The sequence below is a fragment of the Streptomyces pathocidini genome (genome assembly GCF_001418495.1).
Lineage (GTDB): Bacteria > Actinomycetota > Actinomycetes > Streptomycetales > Streptomycetaceae > Streptomyces > Streptomyces pathocidini.
The window spans coordinates 1-14,639 of the sequence record NZ_LIQY01000203.1; the positions used below are offsets into that span (position 1 = coordinate 1).

Consider the following 14,639-nt stretch of genomic DNA (forward strand, 5'->3'; position numbering starts at 1 on the left):
CGCCGAGCTCGGCGCGTACGGCGTGACGTTCCACGACGACGACCTGATCCCCTTCGGCGCCTCCGAGGCCGAGCGGGAGTCGCACGTCAAGCGCTTCCGCCAGGCCCTGGACGCCACCGGGGTGATCGTGCCGATGGCGACCACGAACCTGTTCACGCACTCGGTTTTCAAGGACGGCGCGTTCACCGCCAACGACCGCGACGTGCGCCGCTACGCCCTGCGCAAGACCATCCGCAACATCGACCTGGCCGCCGAGCTGGGCGCCGAGACCTATGTCGCCTGGGGCGGCCGGGAAGGCGCGGAGTCCGGCGCGGCCAAGGACGTGCGGGCGGCCCTGGACCGGATGAAGGAAGCCTTCGACATCCTCGGCGCGTACGTCACCGAGCAGGGCTACGACCTGCGCTTCGCCATCGAGCCCAAGCCGAACGAGCCGCGCGGCGACATCCTCCTGCCCACCGTCGGCCACGCGCTGGCGTTCATCGAGCGGCTGGAGCGCCCCGAGCTGTACGGCGTGAACCCGGAGGTCGGCCACGAGCAGATGGCCGGGCTCAACTTCCCGCACGGCATCGCTCAGGCGCTGTGGGCCGGCAAGCTGTTCCACATCGACCTCAACGGCCAGTCCGGCATCAAGTACGACCAGGACCTGCGTTTCGGCGCGGGCGACCTGCGCGCCGCGTTCTGGCTCGTCGACCTGCTGGAGTCCGCCGGCTACGCGGGCCCCCGGCACTTCGACTTCAAGCCGCCGCGCACCGAGGACTTCGACGGCGTCTGGGCCTCGGCAGCCGGTTGCATGCGCAACTACCTCATCCTCAAGGAGCGTTCGGCCGCCTTCCGAGCCGACCCGGCCGTGCGGGAGGCCCTGCGGGCCGCCCGGCTCGACCAGCTGGCGCAGCCGACGCTCGGCGAGGGCGAGTCGGTCGCGGGCCTGCTGGCCGACCGCACCGCGTTCGAGGAGTTCGACGTGGACGCGGCCGCCGCGCGCGGCATGGCCTTCGAGCAGCTCGACCAGCTCGCGATGGACCACCTGCTGGGCATCCAGGACTGATCCGGGGGCAGGGGGTCGATCCCCGGCCCCTTCCGGAGGGCGGGAAAGTGCCACGGCGCTTTCCCGCCCTCCTGCTCCGGTGCGCGACCCGGTTGTTCCCCTGTAGTTCATATGCATGGTCGAACTACCCCTTACCCGGCGGCCAGAGCACGCCGATCGTCCTCGCTCCGACCGCCGGGCGTTTCGGACGCTCTCGGCGGCCGCTGTCGCCATCACCCTGTCCTGCGGCCTCCTGCTCCCGGCCCCCGCCACCGCGTCCGCCTCCGCCCACGCGGCCAACTCCCCGGTCGGCGGCGCCAAGAAGGACGCCGCCGGAAAGACGTACGACATCACGCTCGTCACCGGACATGTCGCGCACTTCACCGACGGACCGGGGCGGCGTGACAACGTCACCGTCGACAGCCCGGACGGGGCGCCGGACGGCGGCATCCGGATCCAGCAGGCCGGCGACAGCGTCTACGTCATCCCGGACGAGGCCGTCTCCCTGCTGGCCGCGGGACGACTGGACCGGCGGCTGTTCGACGTCAAGTCCCTTGCCGAGATGGGCTACGACGACCGGCGCACCGGCGGCGTCCCCCTGATCGCCGGCTACTCCGCCAAGGCCGCGCGATCCGCGCCCGCGCCCGAGGGCGCGAGCGTGGTCCGCCGCCTGGAGAGCGTGCACGCCACCGCGCTGCGGGCGGAGAAGAACGACGTCCGCACGTTCTGGCGCGGCATCGCGCCGAGCGCGAAGGCCAAGACGCTCTCCGGCGGCATCGACAAGCTCTGGCTGGACGGGCGGGTCACGGCCGCGCTCAAGGACTCCGTTCCGCAGATCGGCGCCCACGAGGCCTGGGCGAAGGGGTACGACGGCAAGGGCGTCAAGGTCGCTGTCCTCGATACCGGCATCGACGTCAACCACCCCGACGTCAAGGACCGGATAGCGGGCACGAACAGCTTTGTGACCGGCGAGACGATCGCCGACAGGAACGGCCACGGCACACACGTCGCCTCCACCATCGCCGGCTCCGGCGCCCAGTCGGAAGGCGCCAACAAGGGCGTCGCCCCCGGCGCCGAACTGCTCGTCGGCAAGGTGCTCTCCGACGCGGGCGAGGGCCAGGACTCCTGGATCATCGACGGCATGGAGTGGGCGAAGGCCCAGGGTGCCGACGTGGTCTCCATGAGCCTCGGCTCACAGCAGTCGGACAGCGGCTCCGGCCCCATGTCCCAGGCCGTCAACCAGCTCTCCGCGAACGGTGGTCCGCTGTTCGTGATCGCCGCGGGCAACTCCTACGGCGCGGGCACTATCGGCTCGCCCGGCTCCGCCGCCGCCGCTCTCACCGTCGCCGCCGTCGACAAGTCCGACGGCCGTGCCGACTTCTCCAGCATGGGTCCCCTCCCCGGCTCGTACGGTCTGAAGCCGGACATCTCCGCGCCCGGTGTAGGGATCAACGCGGCCCGGTCGCAGGAAGTTCCCGGCGCCGAGGGCTGGTACCAGTCGATGGACGGCACCTCGATGGCCACCCCGCACGTCGCGGGCGCCGCCGCGCTCCTCAAGCAGCGCCACCCCGACTGGAGCGGCGACCGCGTCAAGGACGCGCTGATGAGCACGTCCAAGCGGCTCACTGCGTACACCCCGTACGAGATGGGCACCGGGCGGGTCGACGTGCCTGCTGCGCTGGACACCGCCATCGAGGCCACCGGCTCCGTCGAGACCGCCCGCTACGACTGGCCGCACGAGGCCTCCGACACCCCGGCCGAACGGAAGATCACCTACCGCAACACCGGTGACCGGCCCGTCACGCTGAACCTGGCGACGGACACCGACCAGGCCGCGTACTCCCTCTCCGCCTCCACCCTCACCGTCCCCGCGGGCGGCACGGCCGAGGCCGTCCTCGGCCTCGACCCGTCCAAGGTCCCGGCGGACACGACCTTCTCCGGCCAGGTGGTCGCCACCGACGCGGACACCGGCGAAACCGTCGCCCACACCGGCTTCGCGCTCGCCAAGGAGCGCGAGCTGTGGGACCTCACGATCCGGCTGCGCGACCGCGCCGGCAAGCCCGCCAAGGGCTATGTCGTGGTCGGCGAGAAGAACGACGAGTACCTCTTCCCGTACGAGGTCGACGGCGAGCGCACGCTGCGCCTGCCGCCCGGCACGTACACCTCGTGGACCTCGCTCGACGTCGAGGGCGACCGGCCCGACTCCCTCGGCACGGCTCAGCTGATGGAGCCCGAGACCCTGCTGAACAAGGACGCCACGGTCACGCTGGACGCGAGCAAGGCGCGCAGGGCGAGCGTCAGGGTGCCGCAGGAGACCGAGGAGCGGCAGGTCCACGTCGACTTCGCCCGCACCTCCGACAACGGCCGTGTCATCCGCGACGGTTACGTCGTGCCGCTGAAGTACGACAGCGTCTGGGTCAGCCCCACCAAGAAGGTCACCCAGGGCGACTTCAGCTACGTCACACGCTGGCGGCTCGGCGAGAAGAGCGTGGACGTCGAGGCCCGCGGCCGCGACATCGCCGCCCGCCAGCAGCTCGGCAGCGTGGTGGCCGACGGCAAGGACCGGCTGCGCGCGGTGTACGCGGGCAAGGGGGCGACCGCCGACTACAAGAAGGTGGACGCCCGGGGCAGGGCCGTGATCGTCGACCGCAGCGACGAAGTGCCGCCCGCTGAGCGGCTCGCCGCCGCCAAGGCCGCGGGCGCGAAGGCGCTGTTCGTGGCCAACGACACCGACGGCCGGCTTCTGGAGTCCTACCAGGACGGGTCGGGCGCCTCCGCGGGCATCATGGTGGTCTCGCTGATGCGCGAGGAGGGCCGGCGGTTGGCCGCTGAGGCCAAGCGCTCCCCGCTGACGCTGGACATCGAGCGGCGCGCACACCCGCGCTACGTCTACGACTTGGTGTCCCGCCACGACGGCACCGTCCCCGACCGGTCCCTGGCCTACACCCCCGACGTCAAGCGCGATCTGGCCAAGGTCGACGCCACCTTCTACGGCCACCGCAAGGTCAGTGGCGGCGGCTTCCGCCACTACGTGCCCGAGTGGGGCCCGAGCTTCGGCCTGGAGGAGCGGGAGTCCTACCCGTCCGAGCGCACCGACTACGTCACGCCGACGAGCGGTGGCGCCTTCTGGTACGAGAACCACTCGGTGCTCGACGCGACCGACGATCGCGTGCTGGAGCAGCGCGGCGGTATGGACCACCCCAAGGCGGGCCGGACCTACGCGACCCAGTGGTTTGCCCCCATCCAGCGCCCGCGCCTGGGTACCGGCTTCTGGGGACCGTTCCGGCAGCAGTACGACACCATGCAGTTCAACATCCCGATGTGGACGGACGCGGCGGAGGGCCACGCCGGCTCCATGCCCAGGGACGAGTACGACACCGGGAAGATCGCGCTCTACCAAGGGGACAAGCTCCTCAAGGAGGCCGACGGCCGCTCCAGTTGGGTCGGCGACCTCCCCAAGGAGAAGCTCCCCTACCGCCTGGTCCTGACCGGTTCGCGGGACGCGGACCTGTGGAAGTCCTCGATCCGTACGCGTACGGAGTGGGGCTTCGTCTCCGAGGTCCTGCCCGAGGACGGGCCGTTCCAGGAGGACCTGAGGCTGCTCCAGCTCGACTATGACGTCGACGTGGACACCGCGGGCGATGTCAGGGCCGGGAGCCGCACCGAGATCACCCTCGCCTCCGGCACCCAGGAGTGGCTGGAGGGCGGCCGCCGCCCGGCGGACAAGGCGACCCTCTCGGTCTCCTTCGACGACGGCAGGACCTGGAAGCCGGTCTCCCTGCGGGGTACGGGCGCCGGCCAGTGGAAGGCGACCGTCCAGACCCCGCACAAGAAGGGCGGTTCCGTCTCCCTGAAGGCCACGGCCGCGGACGGGAAGGGGCTGACGGTCAGCCAGGAGATCATCCGGGCCTTCGGCCTGAACTGATCAAGTCGGTTCCCCTGTACCGGCGCTCTCTCCGGAGCGGCGGAGTCTCAGAACGGCACGTCTTCCAGGACCGGCCCGTCTCCTTCAGAGGAGGCGGGCCGGTCCCCCGTCCTGGCACGTGCCGAGGTGTGTCCCCGGCGCAGCTGGAGAGGGCCCCTGTGGGGCCGGATGCAGCGCCGGGGATTCGGCCGTCGCCTCGGCCAGCCGCTCCCGGATCCGCTCGTGGGAACACTCCGCGGCGAGCCGCTCGGCGTCCTCTCGAAGCGTCAACGCCGCTCGTACCGGCATCCGTTCATGCCCGGGGGACAGGGCCTCGGCCAGCATCCGCCACGCCCGCCCGGCCGCGTCCTGGGCCAGGAACTCCAGCGCCCCGACGTCCAGCCCCGGGGCCCGGCCCGCCTCGCCGAGCAGCGGCGGGCGGCCCGGCTCGGAAGGAAGCGGCGGAGGCGCTGGTAGCGGTGCCACCAGCGTCTGCCCCGCGAACGCCTCCAGCGCGGACACGCCTTCCTCCGCCTCCTGCCCCGGCACTCCGTCCTCGACCGCGCCACGTGAACCACCGCCGCTCCGCGCCGCGTTCCGCACCTGCAGGTCCGCCAGCAGCTCCCGTTCCCCGCGCCCCCGCAGGAGCAGCAGCACGAAGGGATCCTGGTCGAGCAGGCGTGCCACCTGATGGCAGAGCGCCGCCGTGTGGCCGCAGTGGTCCCACTCGCCGCACGCGCACTCCGGTTCCAGGCCGCCGATCCCCGGTAGCAGTTCGACACCGGCCGCCGCCGCGTCCTCGACCAGGTCCGGCGGCATCTCGCGGTCGAGCAGCGCCGCGATGTGCCCGGCCTGCCCGGCCACGGTGTCCAGCAGCCGGTCCCAGTCGGGGTCCCCCAGTTCCTGGAGGAGCACGTCCGCGCGGTACGGCGTACCGTCGCGGTCCCGCACCACGGCGGTGATCCGGCCGGGCCGTACGGAGACGGCGCCGACCGCGCCCTCGCGCGCGTACCGCCGCCCCTTCCGGACCTGCTCCCCGTCCAACGCGGTGTCTTCCAGGGCCTGGAGCCAGGCCCGGCCCCACCAGGTCGCGGCGAGGGCGCGCCCGCGCGTCGGCGGCAGCGGGTCGAAGGTGCGCTCCATGGCCCGTTCCAGGTTGCGCTCCACCGCCCGCTCCGGCCAGTGCCCGCTCATCGCCCGCCCCCTCGGAGCTCGACGAGGTCCGCCAGCTCGGCGTCGGTCAGCTCGGTCAGCGCGGCCTCGCCGCTCCCCAGGACCGCGTCCGCCAACTTCCGCTTCCTGAGGAGCATGTCCGCGATCCGGTCCTCGATCGTCCCCTCGGTGACGATCCGGTGGACCTGCACCGGCTGCGTCTGGCCGATCCGGTAGGCCCGGTCCGTGGCCTGTGCCTCCACGGCCGGGTTCCACCACCGGTCGTAGTGCACGACGTGCCCCGCGCGCGTGAGGTTGAGGCCGGTGCCGGCGGCCTTCAACGACAGCAGGAAGACCGGCACTTCACCGCTCTGGAAACGGGTCACCATCTCCTCCCGGCGGGCCACGGGTGTGCCGCCGTGCAGGAGCTGGGAGGAGATGCCGCGCCGCTCGAGATGCCGCTCCAGAAGCCGTGCCATCGCCACGTACTGCGTGAACACGAGCACCGCGGCGTCCTCGGCCAGGATCGTGTCCAGGAGTTCGTCCAGCAGCTCCACCTTGCCGGAGCGGCCCGCGATGCGCGGCCGGTCCTCCTTGAGGTACTGGGCCGGGTGGTTGCAGATCTGCTTCAGGGAGGTCAAGAGCTTCACGACCAGCCCTCGCCGCTCGAAGCCGTCCGCGCCGGAGATCTCGGCGAGCGCCTCGCGCACCACCGCCTCGTAGAGACCGGCCTGTTCCTTGGTGAGCGCGACCGCCCGGTCCGTCTCGGTCTTCGGGGGCAGTTCGGGCGCGATCCCCGGATCGGACTTGCGGCGCCGCAGCAGGAACGGGCGCGCGAGCCGGGCCAGTCGCTCCGCCGCGGCCGGGTCGGCGCCGCCCTCGACGGCCTGCGCGTAGTGGCGGCGGAAGGAGCCGAGGGTGCCCAGCAGCCCCGGCGTGGTCCAGTCGAGGATCGCCCACAGCTCGGACAGGTTGTTCTCGACCGGGGTGCCGGTGAGCGCCACGCGCGCGTGGGCGCCGATCGTGCGCAGCGCCTTGGCGGTCGCCGAGAGCGGGTTCTTCACGTGCTGGGCCTCGTCGGCGACGACCATGCCCCAGGGCCCGGCCTCGGCCAGCCGCCGCGCGTCGAGCCGCATCGTGCCGTACGTGGTGAGCACGAACTCGCCGTCCGCCAGGCCCTCCAGGGCCCTCGCGGAGGCGTGGTAGCGGCGCACCGGAGTGCCCGGCGCGAACCGCTCGATCTCACGCTGCCAGTTGCCCATGAGCGAGGTCGGGCAGACGACGAGCGTCGGCCCGGCGGACGCCGGATCGCACTGCCGGTGCAGATGGAGCGCGATGAGCGTGACGGTCTTGCCCAGGCCCATGTCGTCGGCCAGGCAGCCGCCGAGGCCGAGCGAGGTCATGCGGTGCAGCCAGTCCAGGCCCCGGAGTTGGTAGTCGCGCAGCGTCGCGGCCAGCGCCGCGGGCTGCGGTACGGGGGCGGCCGCGGCCTCCGGGTCCCGGATCAGGTCGCGGAGCGCCGCCAGCGGGCCGCCGGCCTCCACCTGGATCCGCTCGCCGCCGACCTCGGTCGAGCCGGTGAGCGCCGCGTTCAGCGCGTCGATGGGCACGACCTTGCGGTCGCGTCGGGACCTTGCGCGGCGGGCCAGTTCGGGGTCGACGAGCACCCACTGGTCGCGCAGCCGCACGACCGGCCGGGACGCCTCGGCGAGCCGGTTCAGCTCCTGCCGGGTCAGGTCCTGTCCGCCGACCGCGAACCGCCAGTTGAAGGCCAGCAGGGCGTCGGGGGACATCAGGGACGGGAGATCTGATTCGGGTTTGCCCCGGCGTCCCGAGGCGCTGCGCCCTTGGGCATCGGGGTCCCCGGACGGGCCGATGACCGCCCGCGCGGTCAGCTCGCGGGCCAGCTCCCTGGGCCAGTGGATCTGTACGCCCGCGGCGTCGAGGTCCCTGGCCGCCTCGCCCAGGAGCGCGATGACCTCCTCATCGACCAGCTCGATCGCGTCCGGTACGGCGGCGGACAGGAGCGGGGACAGCGCCGGCCAGGCCTGCGCCGCCCGGCGCAGCGTGACCAGGGCGTCCATGCGGGCCCGCGGCCCGAAGTGCGCGGCGGCCCCGCTGGCTCCGGCGCCGGCACGCGCGCGTGCGCCCGCGCCGGGCCCGCCCGAGGTGGCCGCCCACACCTCCGTCGCGTCCGCGACCAGGGCGGGGTCGGTGAGGCTGTGCAGCTGCACCACGGCGCGGAACAGCGGCCCGCGTGCACCGTCGATGCCCTCCCCGTCCGACGCGTGCTCCACAAGCCCCGGCAGCTCGATCCGCAGCGACACCCGTACGCCGGCGTCGTGCCCGGCGGCCACGTCGGCAGGCCAGTCCCGCAGCTCCGGCACGCGCCGGGGCTCCGGGGCGGCGAACGGCGGAGCGCCGGCCGCGAGCGCGGCGGCGGGGGTGCGGGGCAGGCCGTCGGCCACCGCGTCGAGGAAGGCGCGCACGAGCCGCTCGGGATCCGGCAGTCGCGGCGGGTCGGTGCCGGGCAGCGGCACGGCATGGGCGGCGGGCGGCATCGCGGCGGCCAGCTCCCGGAGCCGCCGCAGGTCGTCGGGGCCGAGCGGGCCGGTGCGCCAGGCGTCGTGGTCGGTCGCTGTGAGCCCCGGCAACAGCCGCCCACGGGCGGCCAGTTGCAGGGCCAGCACTGCCACAGCGCCCCAGAAGACAGTGGCCGGGTCCCCCTTCGCTGCCCTCGCGCGCGTGAGCACGGGCACCGCGTCACGGACGGGCAGGGCCATGGCCGGCACGGTCCGCTCGACCACGCCGTCCCCGGAGGGGACGGCCACGGTCAGCTCCACCACGGAGCCGGGGCCCGAGGGCGGGTCGCCCTCGGGGCGCCAGAAGGCGACCCGGCCGGTGCGGGACGGGTCACCAGGCAGGAAGACGGCGGCGCAGCGGGCGAGTTCGGAGACCTGGGAGGGTGTTGCCGCGGGGAGCGTGGTCACAGCGCTGACGGATTCCTCAAATTTGACTAGTGAGAGCCGGAGTCGCCGAGGCTACCCCACCGGGCCGCCTGCCGTGCGCGGGAGAGCCGTGAGCCGTGTCACCGCCGCGCCGAAACGCCCCGGCTCCGAGTCCGCCCCGCCCAACGACCGGTATTCCCCAACACCCCACCCCGGTACGGGGGCTGGCCCCAGGAAGCATCCGGGTGGTGCCGCCATGGCTGGGCGGACCTCGATTTCCGTACGTTTCAACAGGTCAGCGCCCTGCGACCGCATCCAGCGGCGCCTCACACGAGCGGACCGGAGACCTCCATGCCCTCATCCCTCACCCCGATCGCCCCGCCCGCGCCCCCGGCCGCACCGCGGGCGGGCAGCGAGTTCACGCCGCTGCTGCGGCAGGTGAAGGAGCAGGGGCTGCTTGAACGCCGCACCGGCTGGTACGCGCTCGGCATCACCGCCAACCTCCTCGCGCTGACCGCCGTGGCCGCCGGGATGCTGCTCCTCGGCAACACCTGGTGGACCCTGCTCCTCGCCCTGCCCCTGGCCGTACTGTCGGCCCGTACCGCCTTCGTGGGCCACGACGCCGGACACGCGCAGATCGCCGGCAGCCGCCGGGCGAACCGGATCATCGGCCTGATCCACGGGAACCTGCTGCTCGGCATGAGCTACTCCTGGTGGAACGACAAGCACAACCGGCACCACGCCAACCCCAACCACGTCGAGAAGGACCCGGACGTCGGCGCGGGCGCGCTCGTCTGGACCCAGGAGCAGGCGGCGGGGCGCACGGGCTTCGCCCGCTGGCTCAGCCGCCACCAGGCCCGGCTGTTCTTCCCCATGCTCCTGCTGGAGGGCGTCGCCCTGAAGGTCAGCAGCCTCCAGGATCTCCGGCGGCAGGGGCCGCGCGAGCGCGCTGTCGAGGCCGGGCTCCTCGTGGCGCACATCATCGGATACAGCGCCCTGCTCCTGGCCGCCCTGCCGCTCGGCAAGGCCGTCGTCTTCGCGCTCGTCCACCACGCGCTCTGCGGCCTCCACCTCGGAATGGCCTTCGCGCCCAACCACAAGGGCATGGAGATGCCCGACCCGGACGGCGAGCCCTGGGGACACCTGCGCCGCCAGGTCCTGACCTCCCGCAACGTACGCGGCGGGCTCCTCACGGACTGGCTGCTCGGTGGGCTGAACTACCAGATCGAGCACCACCTCTTCCCGAGCATGCCCCGCCCCCACCTGCGCCTGGCCCAGCCGCTGGTCCGGCACCACTGCCGGGCGTTGGGGCTCCCGTATGCCGAGGCCGGGCCGATCGACTCGTACGGGCAGGCGCTGCGGCACATGCACGAGGTCGGCGCTCCACTCCGCGCGGAGTAAGACTGGAAGAGACGTGGGACACCGGCGCTGAGCGGCGTGAAGAAGCGCCGAAGAACCGGGCCGGCCGGGAACTGTCGCGGGCGCGTGCCCGTTCACTGAATGACTGCGGCGGTGTCGCCGCGAAGGAGGCGTCGAGATGTCGAACCGAGCCAAGGTCGCCGTCGGGGGAGTGGCGGTAGGAATAGCGCTGCTGTGGCTGCTGCCGTTCTGGGCGGCGCTGCTGGTCATGGTCGGCGTGCCCGCGGGCGCCTACCTGCTGCTCGACGAGAGCCAGCGGCGCAGACTGCGCCGGGTGAGCCGCAAGGAGCTGGGCCGCTGACCGGACACGCGCCGAGCGGAACGGTCGCGGCCGTCAGCCGCAGCGCGCGCCACGACTTCAGCAAGCCGAACCAGGACAGCATCCGGCTGCTCGCGGGCCTGGGCGTCGAGGGCGACGCGCACCTGGGAGTGACCGTGCAGCACCGCTCCCGCGTCGCCCAGGACCCGACGCAGCCGAACCTGCGCCAGGTCCACCTGATCCACGAGGAACTGTTCGCCGAGGTGGCCGCGGCGGGTCATGAGGTCACCCCGGGACAGCTGGGGGAGAACGTCACCACCCGCGGCATCGACCTGCTGGCGCTCCCGGTCGGCGCGCTGCTGCGCCTCGGCGGCGAAGCCGTGGTCGAGGTGACCGGGTTGCGCAACCCCTGCCTGCAGATCGACGCGTTCCAGAGCGGGCTGCTGAAGCGGGTCGTCGGGCGGGGCGAGGATGGCCGCCTCATCCGCAAGGCCGGAGTCATGGGCGTCGTGCTCGCGGGTGGGGAGGTGCGCCCCGGCGACCCCGTCGCCGTCGAGCTGCCGGCCGGGCCGCACCGGCCGCTGGAACGGGTCTGAGTCGCTCGGCCCTTACCGGGAAGGGCGGTTGACCCGGTCACTCGGAGGGCGGTTGACCCGGCCACACCCCCGCGTCGATCACGAACGCGTATACCTCCCATGGTCGTTGTGCCGATCTGTGCCCATCCGGTGAAGCGTGCTCACGCAGAGGGTTGACCCGGAGATCCAACCACCTTAGGTTCCGTGACGCGATCGGCGCCTTCCGGATGCCGGAAGTGCGCTGGGCCGCTGCCGTTCTGTCAGGGACCAGGAGGCACCGCCATGTTCCAGCCCGTACTCGACCCCTTGGGTGGCTCGCTGGCATGGTCGGCGCTCGTCGCCGCCACGCCCCTGCTCCTCTTCTTCGTCCTCCTCGGCGTCCTGCGGCTCAAGGCGCAGTGGGCCGCGCTGTCCGCCCTGGCAGCCTCCGTCGCCGTGGCGGTCCTCGCCTACGAGATGCCAGTGGGCCAGGCGCTCGACTCCGCCGTGCTGGGCGCGGTCTTCGGCCTCTTCCCGATCATGTGGATCGTCGTCAACGCGCTGTGGATCTACCAACTGACGGTCGACACCGGCCACTTCGAGGTGCTGCGCAGGTCCTTCAGCCGCCTCTCCGACGACCAGCGGCTCCAGGCCGTCATCGTGGCCTTCTGCTTCGGTGCGCTGCTGGAGGCGCTGGCCGGCTTCGGCGCGCCCGTTGCGATCAGCTCGGTGATGCTCATCGCACTCGGCTTCAAGCCCTTCAAGGCCGCGACCGTCGCCCTCGTCGCCAACACCGCCCCCGTGGCCTTCGGCGCCATGGGCACCCCGGTCATCACCCTGTCCCGGCTCACGGGTATCCCGCTGGAGGACATCTCCGCCACCGTCGGGCGGCAGACGCCGGTGCTGGCCACCGTCGTCCCCCTGCTGCTGGTCTATCTCGTCGACGGGCGCCGCGGCCTGAGGGAGACCTGGCTGCCGGCGCTGGCCTGCGGAGTCGCCTTCGCACTGGCCCAGTTCGCCTGCGCCAACTACATCTCCACCGAACTGACCGACGTCGTCGCCGCACTCGCCGCCGTCGGGGCCCTCGTCGTGGTCATGCGGGTGAGCCGGATCGGCGTGCCCGGCAGCGCCCGCGGCGGACTCCAGCCCCCGCCGGTCATCGCGGGCGGCAGAGAGGACGCCGACCCGGCCGACGTGGAGCGGGTGCGCGCCAAGGCCGAGGCCCACGCCCGGACCGGGAGCGACGACCGGCCTCGGCCCGATGACCGGCCCGGGGCCGGGGAAAGCGTCGACCGCGGCGCGACCGTCAAGGCGTACATCCCCTATGCCGTCATCATCGTGGTCTTCGCGATCAGCCAGCTCGGCCCCGTCAAGGATCTGCTGGCGAAGGGCTCGACCGCTTTCTCCTGGCCAGGGCTGGACGTCGCGGACCCGGTCACCGGGGAGCCGGCCGGCGCGACCACCTTCACCTTCAACTGGCTGCCCGCCACTGGCACCCTGCTGCTTCTCAGCGGCCTGATCACCGGCGCCGTGCTCTCCGTACGCCCCGGCGTCGCCCTCCGTACGTACGGCCGGACACTGCGCCAACTGCGGTGGGCCGTCCTGACCGTGGCGACCGTGCTCGCCCTCGCCTATGTGATGAACCTGTCCGGCCAGACCACCACGATCGGCCACTGGATCGCGGGTGCGGGCAGCGGGCTGGCCTTCCTGTCCCCGGTCCTCGGCTGGCTCGGCGTCGCCGTCAGCGGCTCCGACACCTCTGCCAACGCCCTGTTCGGCACCCTCCAGGTGGCGGCCGCCAAGAGCACCGGGCTCAGCCCGGAACTCCTGGCCTCCGCGAACAGTTCCGGCGGAGTCCTCGGCAAGATGCTCTCCCCGCAGAACCTGGCCATCGCCGCGGCCGCCACGGGCCTCGGCGGCCGGGAGGCCGAACTGCTGCGCAAGGTCGTGGGCTGGAGCCTGGCTCTGCTGCTGGTGATGTGCGTCCTGGTCTACCTGCAATCGACCCCGGTGCTGGAGTGGATGCTGCCGAACTGAGGGCGGTGCACGCCCGAACCACGCAGTCGAACACAGCGGGTCAGGCGGGCCGCACCGCCAGCTCGTCCAAGGCCTTGAGGAGGCCGGGCAGTTCGGGGCCCCGGCCCACCGTGAGGACCTCGCCCGGCTCCTCGTCGACCAGGACGAAGGCGATGTCGTCGGTCCGGGCCACCATGCTCCAGCCCGGGCCGTCGACCCGCAGCGTGCGGGCCTCCCCGGAGGCGAAGGCCGAGCGGATACGGCCGGGTGGCGGCGGGGAGTCCACGTAGCCGCGGGCCTCGCCGAGAACGCGCCGTACGGGGCTGTCCGCCGACCCGCCCTCCGAGCCACCGCCCGCGCCCTCACCGGGCTGTACGAACTCGATCTCCGCGTCCACCCGTTCGCGCCAGACGGCCCACTGCAGCGCGATCTCGTCCGCGCCCAGCCGCCGCTGCGCGGGACCCCACCTATCGGAGTCGGGCGGGCTCAGAGGGGGCCGCGCGGCGCCGGACTCCGGGTCCGGCGCGGGGTCGTGCGGCGCGGGGACGCCGGGCGCCGCCACGGCGACGGCCAGCGGCCAGCCCGGCAGGGCGGCGACCACGCTGTGCTCGCCGGGCGTGAGGTCGTACTCCATGCCGCAGTCCCAGGAGGCGATGGCGCAGGCGACGAGCGACACGTCGTCGGTTGCCACGGTCCACCGCACCCCGTTGCTGTCCTGCCCGAGCACGAGGCCGTACCCCTCCTCGTACGGCTCGAGTCCGAGGGCGGCGCACGCCTCCGGGTAGTCGTCGCCGAGGACGCTCGGGAACTGCGCGGGCGTGAGCAGCACCGCGGTGAGCACGAACAGCGCGTCCTCGGCGTCCTGGACTTCCCGGACGTCGTCCGTCGCGGACACGGGCACCTCCGAAGGTCGGCAGTGGGCGCACCCTAGCCAGTGCGCGCCCTCTCCGTCGAGAGCCCCGCGGCCACGAATCGGCACGTCAGGGCGGGGGTGCAGGGTCGGCTCCACGGGCGCCGAGCACCAGGAAGCGGGCGTCCGTATCCGTGTAGGAGAGCATCCGCCAGCCCGAACTCTCCAACAAGGGGCGAAGGTTGGGTTCCGCCCGCAGGTCATCGGGGGTGAGCCGCCGTTCCTGGCGGGCCGCGAGGGCGGCTCGGCCGATGGGGTGGAACAGCGCGAGACGTCCGCCGGGGCGCACAACCCGCGCCAGCTCGCGCAACCCCGCGCGCGGGTCCGGCAGATGGGATACGAGCCCGGCGGCGAACACCGCGTCCAGCGCGGCGTCCCGGAAGGGCAGTCGGGCGGCGTCCGCGACGGCGAGGAGCGCGTGGCGGTGCGTTCCGGCCCGGGCGGCGGCCCGCA

At 73.0% G+C, this 14,639-nt stretch carries 9 protein-coding genes and 1 pseudogene; 6 read left to right on the forward strand and 4 right to left on the reverse strand.

Annotated features, from left to right (window positions below):
* Both xylA and AOK16_RS11675 read left to right on the forward strand, forming a co-directional pair.
* On the forward strand, positions 1 to 1,045 hold a 1,045-nt coding region (gene xylA, locus AOK16_RS11670), incomplete at its 5' end, for a xylose isomerase (protein WP_055472191.1).
* Between the two features lie 115 nt (positions 1,046 to 1,160).
* Complete coding sequence (locus tag AOK16_RS11675) at positions 1,161 to 4,949, forward strand: S8 family serine peptidase (RefSeq protein WP_079101271.1); 3,789 nt, start codon at positions 1,161 to 1,163, stop codon at positions 4,947 to 4,949.
* Positions 4,950 to 5,123: 174 nt separating this feature from the next.
* On the opposite strand, the pseudogene AOK16_RS11680 reads toward AOK16_RS11675, so the two are convergent.
* Together AOK16_RS11680 and AOK16_RS11685 are read right to left on the reverse strand one after the other, a co-directional pair.
* Positions 5,124 to 6,122, reverse strand: a pseudogene (locus AOK16_RS11680) (SWIM zinc finger family protein); the annotation flags it as partial.
* Positions 6,119 to 9,070, reverse strand: a complete 2,952-nt coding sequence (locus tag AOK16_RS11685) for a DEAD/DEAH box helicase (RefSeq protein ID WP_055472193.1) — start codon at positions 9,068 to 9,070, stop codon at positions 6,119 to 6,121. The gene AOK16_RS11685 and the pseudogene AOK16_RS11680, both read right to left, overlap by 4 nt.
* A gap of 309 nt (positions 9,071 to 9,379) precedes the next feature.
* On the opposite strand from AOK16_RS11685, the gene AOK16_RS11690 reads away from it, so the two are divergent.
* From AOK16_RS11690 to AOK16_RS11705, 4 genes are all read left to right on the forward strand, one after another.
* Positions 9,380 to 10,429 (forward strand): acyl-CoA desaturase, encoded by a 1,050-nt coding sequence (locus AOK16_RS11690; RefSeq protein WP_055472194.1) that lies wholly within the window; start codon positions 9,380 to 9,382, stop codon positions 10,427 to 10,429.
* A 136-nt stretch (positions 10,430 to 10,565) separates the two neighbouring features.
* The gene (locus AOK16_RS11695; RefSeq protein WP_055472195.1) at positions 10,566 to 10,748 is read left to right on the forward strand and encodes a hypothetical protein; all 183 of its coding nucleotides are present in this window, start codon (positions 10,566 to 10,568) and stop codon (positions 10,746 to 10,748) included.
* Positions 10,745 to 11,302, forward strand: coding sequence for an MOSC domain-containing protein (locus AOK16_RS11700; protein ID WP_055472199.1), 558 nt, complete (start codon positions 10,745 to 10,747; stop codon positions 11,300 to 11,302). Before AOK16_RS11695 ends, AOK16_RS11700 begins: the two co-directional genes overlap by 4 nt.
* 261 nt (positions 11,303 to 11,563) lie before the next feature.
* Positions 11,564 to 13,297, forward strand: coding sequence for an L-lactate permease (locus tag AOK16_RS11705; RefSeq protein WP_055472196.1), 1,734 nt, complete (start codon positions 11,564 to 11,566; stop codon positions 13,295 to 13,297).
* A gap of 40 nt (positions 13,298 to 13,337) precedes the next feature.
* Here AOK16_RS11705 and AOK16_RS11710 read toward each other — a convergent pair whose 3' ends face one another.
* On the reverse strand, positions 13,338 to 14,171 hold the full coding sequence (locus tag AOK16_RS11710; RefSeq protein WP_055472197.1) for a hypothetical protein: 834 nt from the start codon (positions 14,169 to 14,171) through the stop codon (positions 13,338 to 13,340).
* 85 nt (positions 14,172 to 14,256) lie between these two features.
* Positions 14,257 to 14,639 (reverse strand): class I SAM-dependent methyltransferase (locus AOK16_RS11715; RefSeq protein WP_157859179.1); only part of this gene is annotated, 383 nt, incomplete at its 5' end.

What these genes read in the sequence shown, in the direction of transcription:
- AOK16_RS11695 (WP_055472195.1), top strand. Translation starts at nt 10,566, where the DNA reads ATGTCGAACCGAGCCAAGGTCGCCGTCGGGGGAGTGGCGGTAGGAATA.
- AOK16_RS11675 (WP_079101271.1), top strand. Translation starts at nt 1,161, where the DNA reads ATGGTCGAACTACCCCTTACCCGGCGGCCAGAGCACGCCGATCGTCCT.
- AOK16_RS11705 (WP_055472196.1), top strand. Translation starts at nt 11,564, where the DNA reads ATGTTCCAGCCCGTACTCGACCCCTTGGGTGGCTCGCTGGCATGGTCG.
- AOK16_RS11690 (WP_055472194.1), top strand. Translation starts at nt 9,380, where the DNA reads ATGCCCTCATCCCTCACCCCGATCGCCCCGCCCGCGCCCCCGGCCGCA.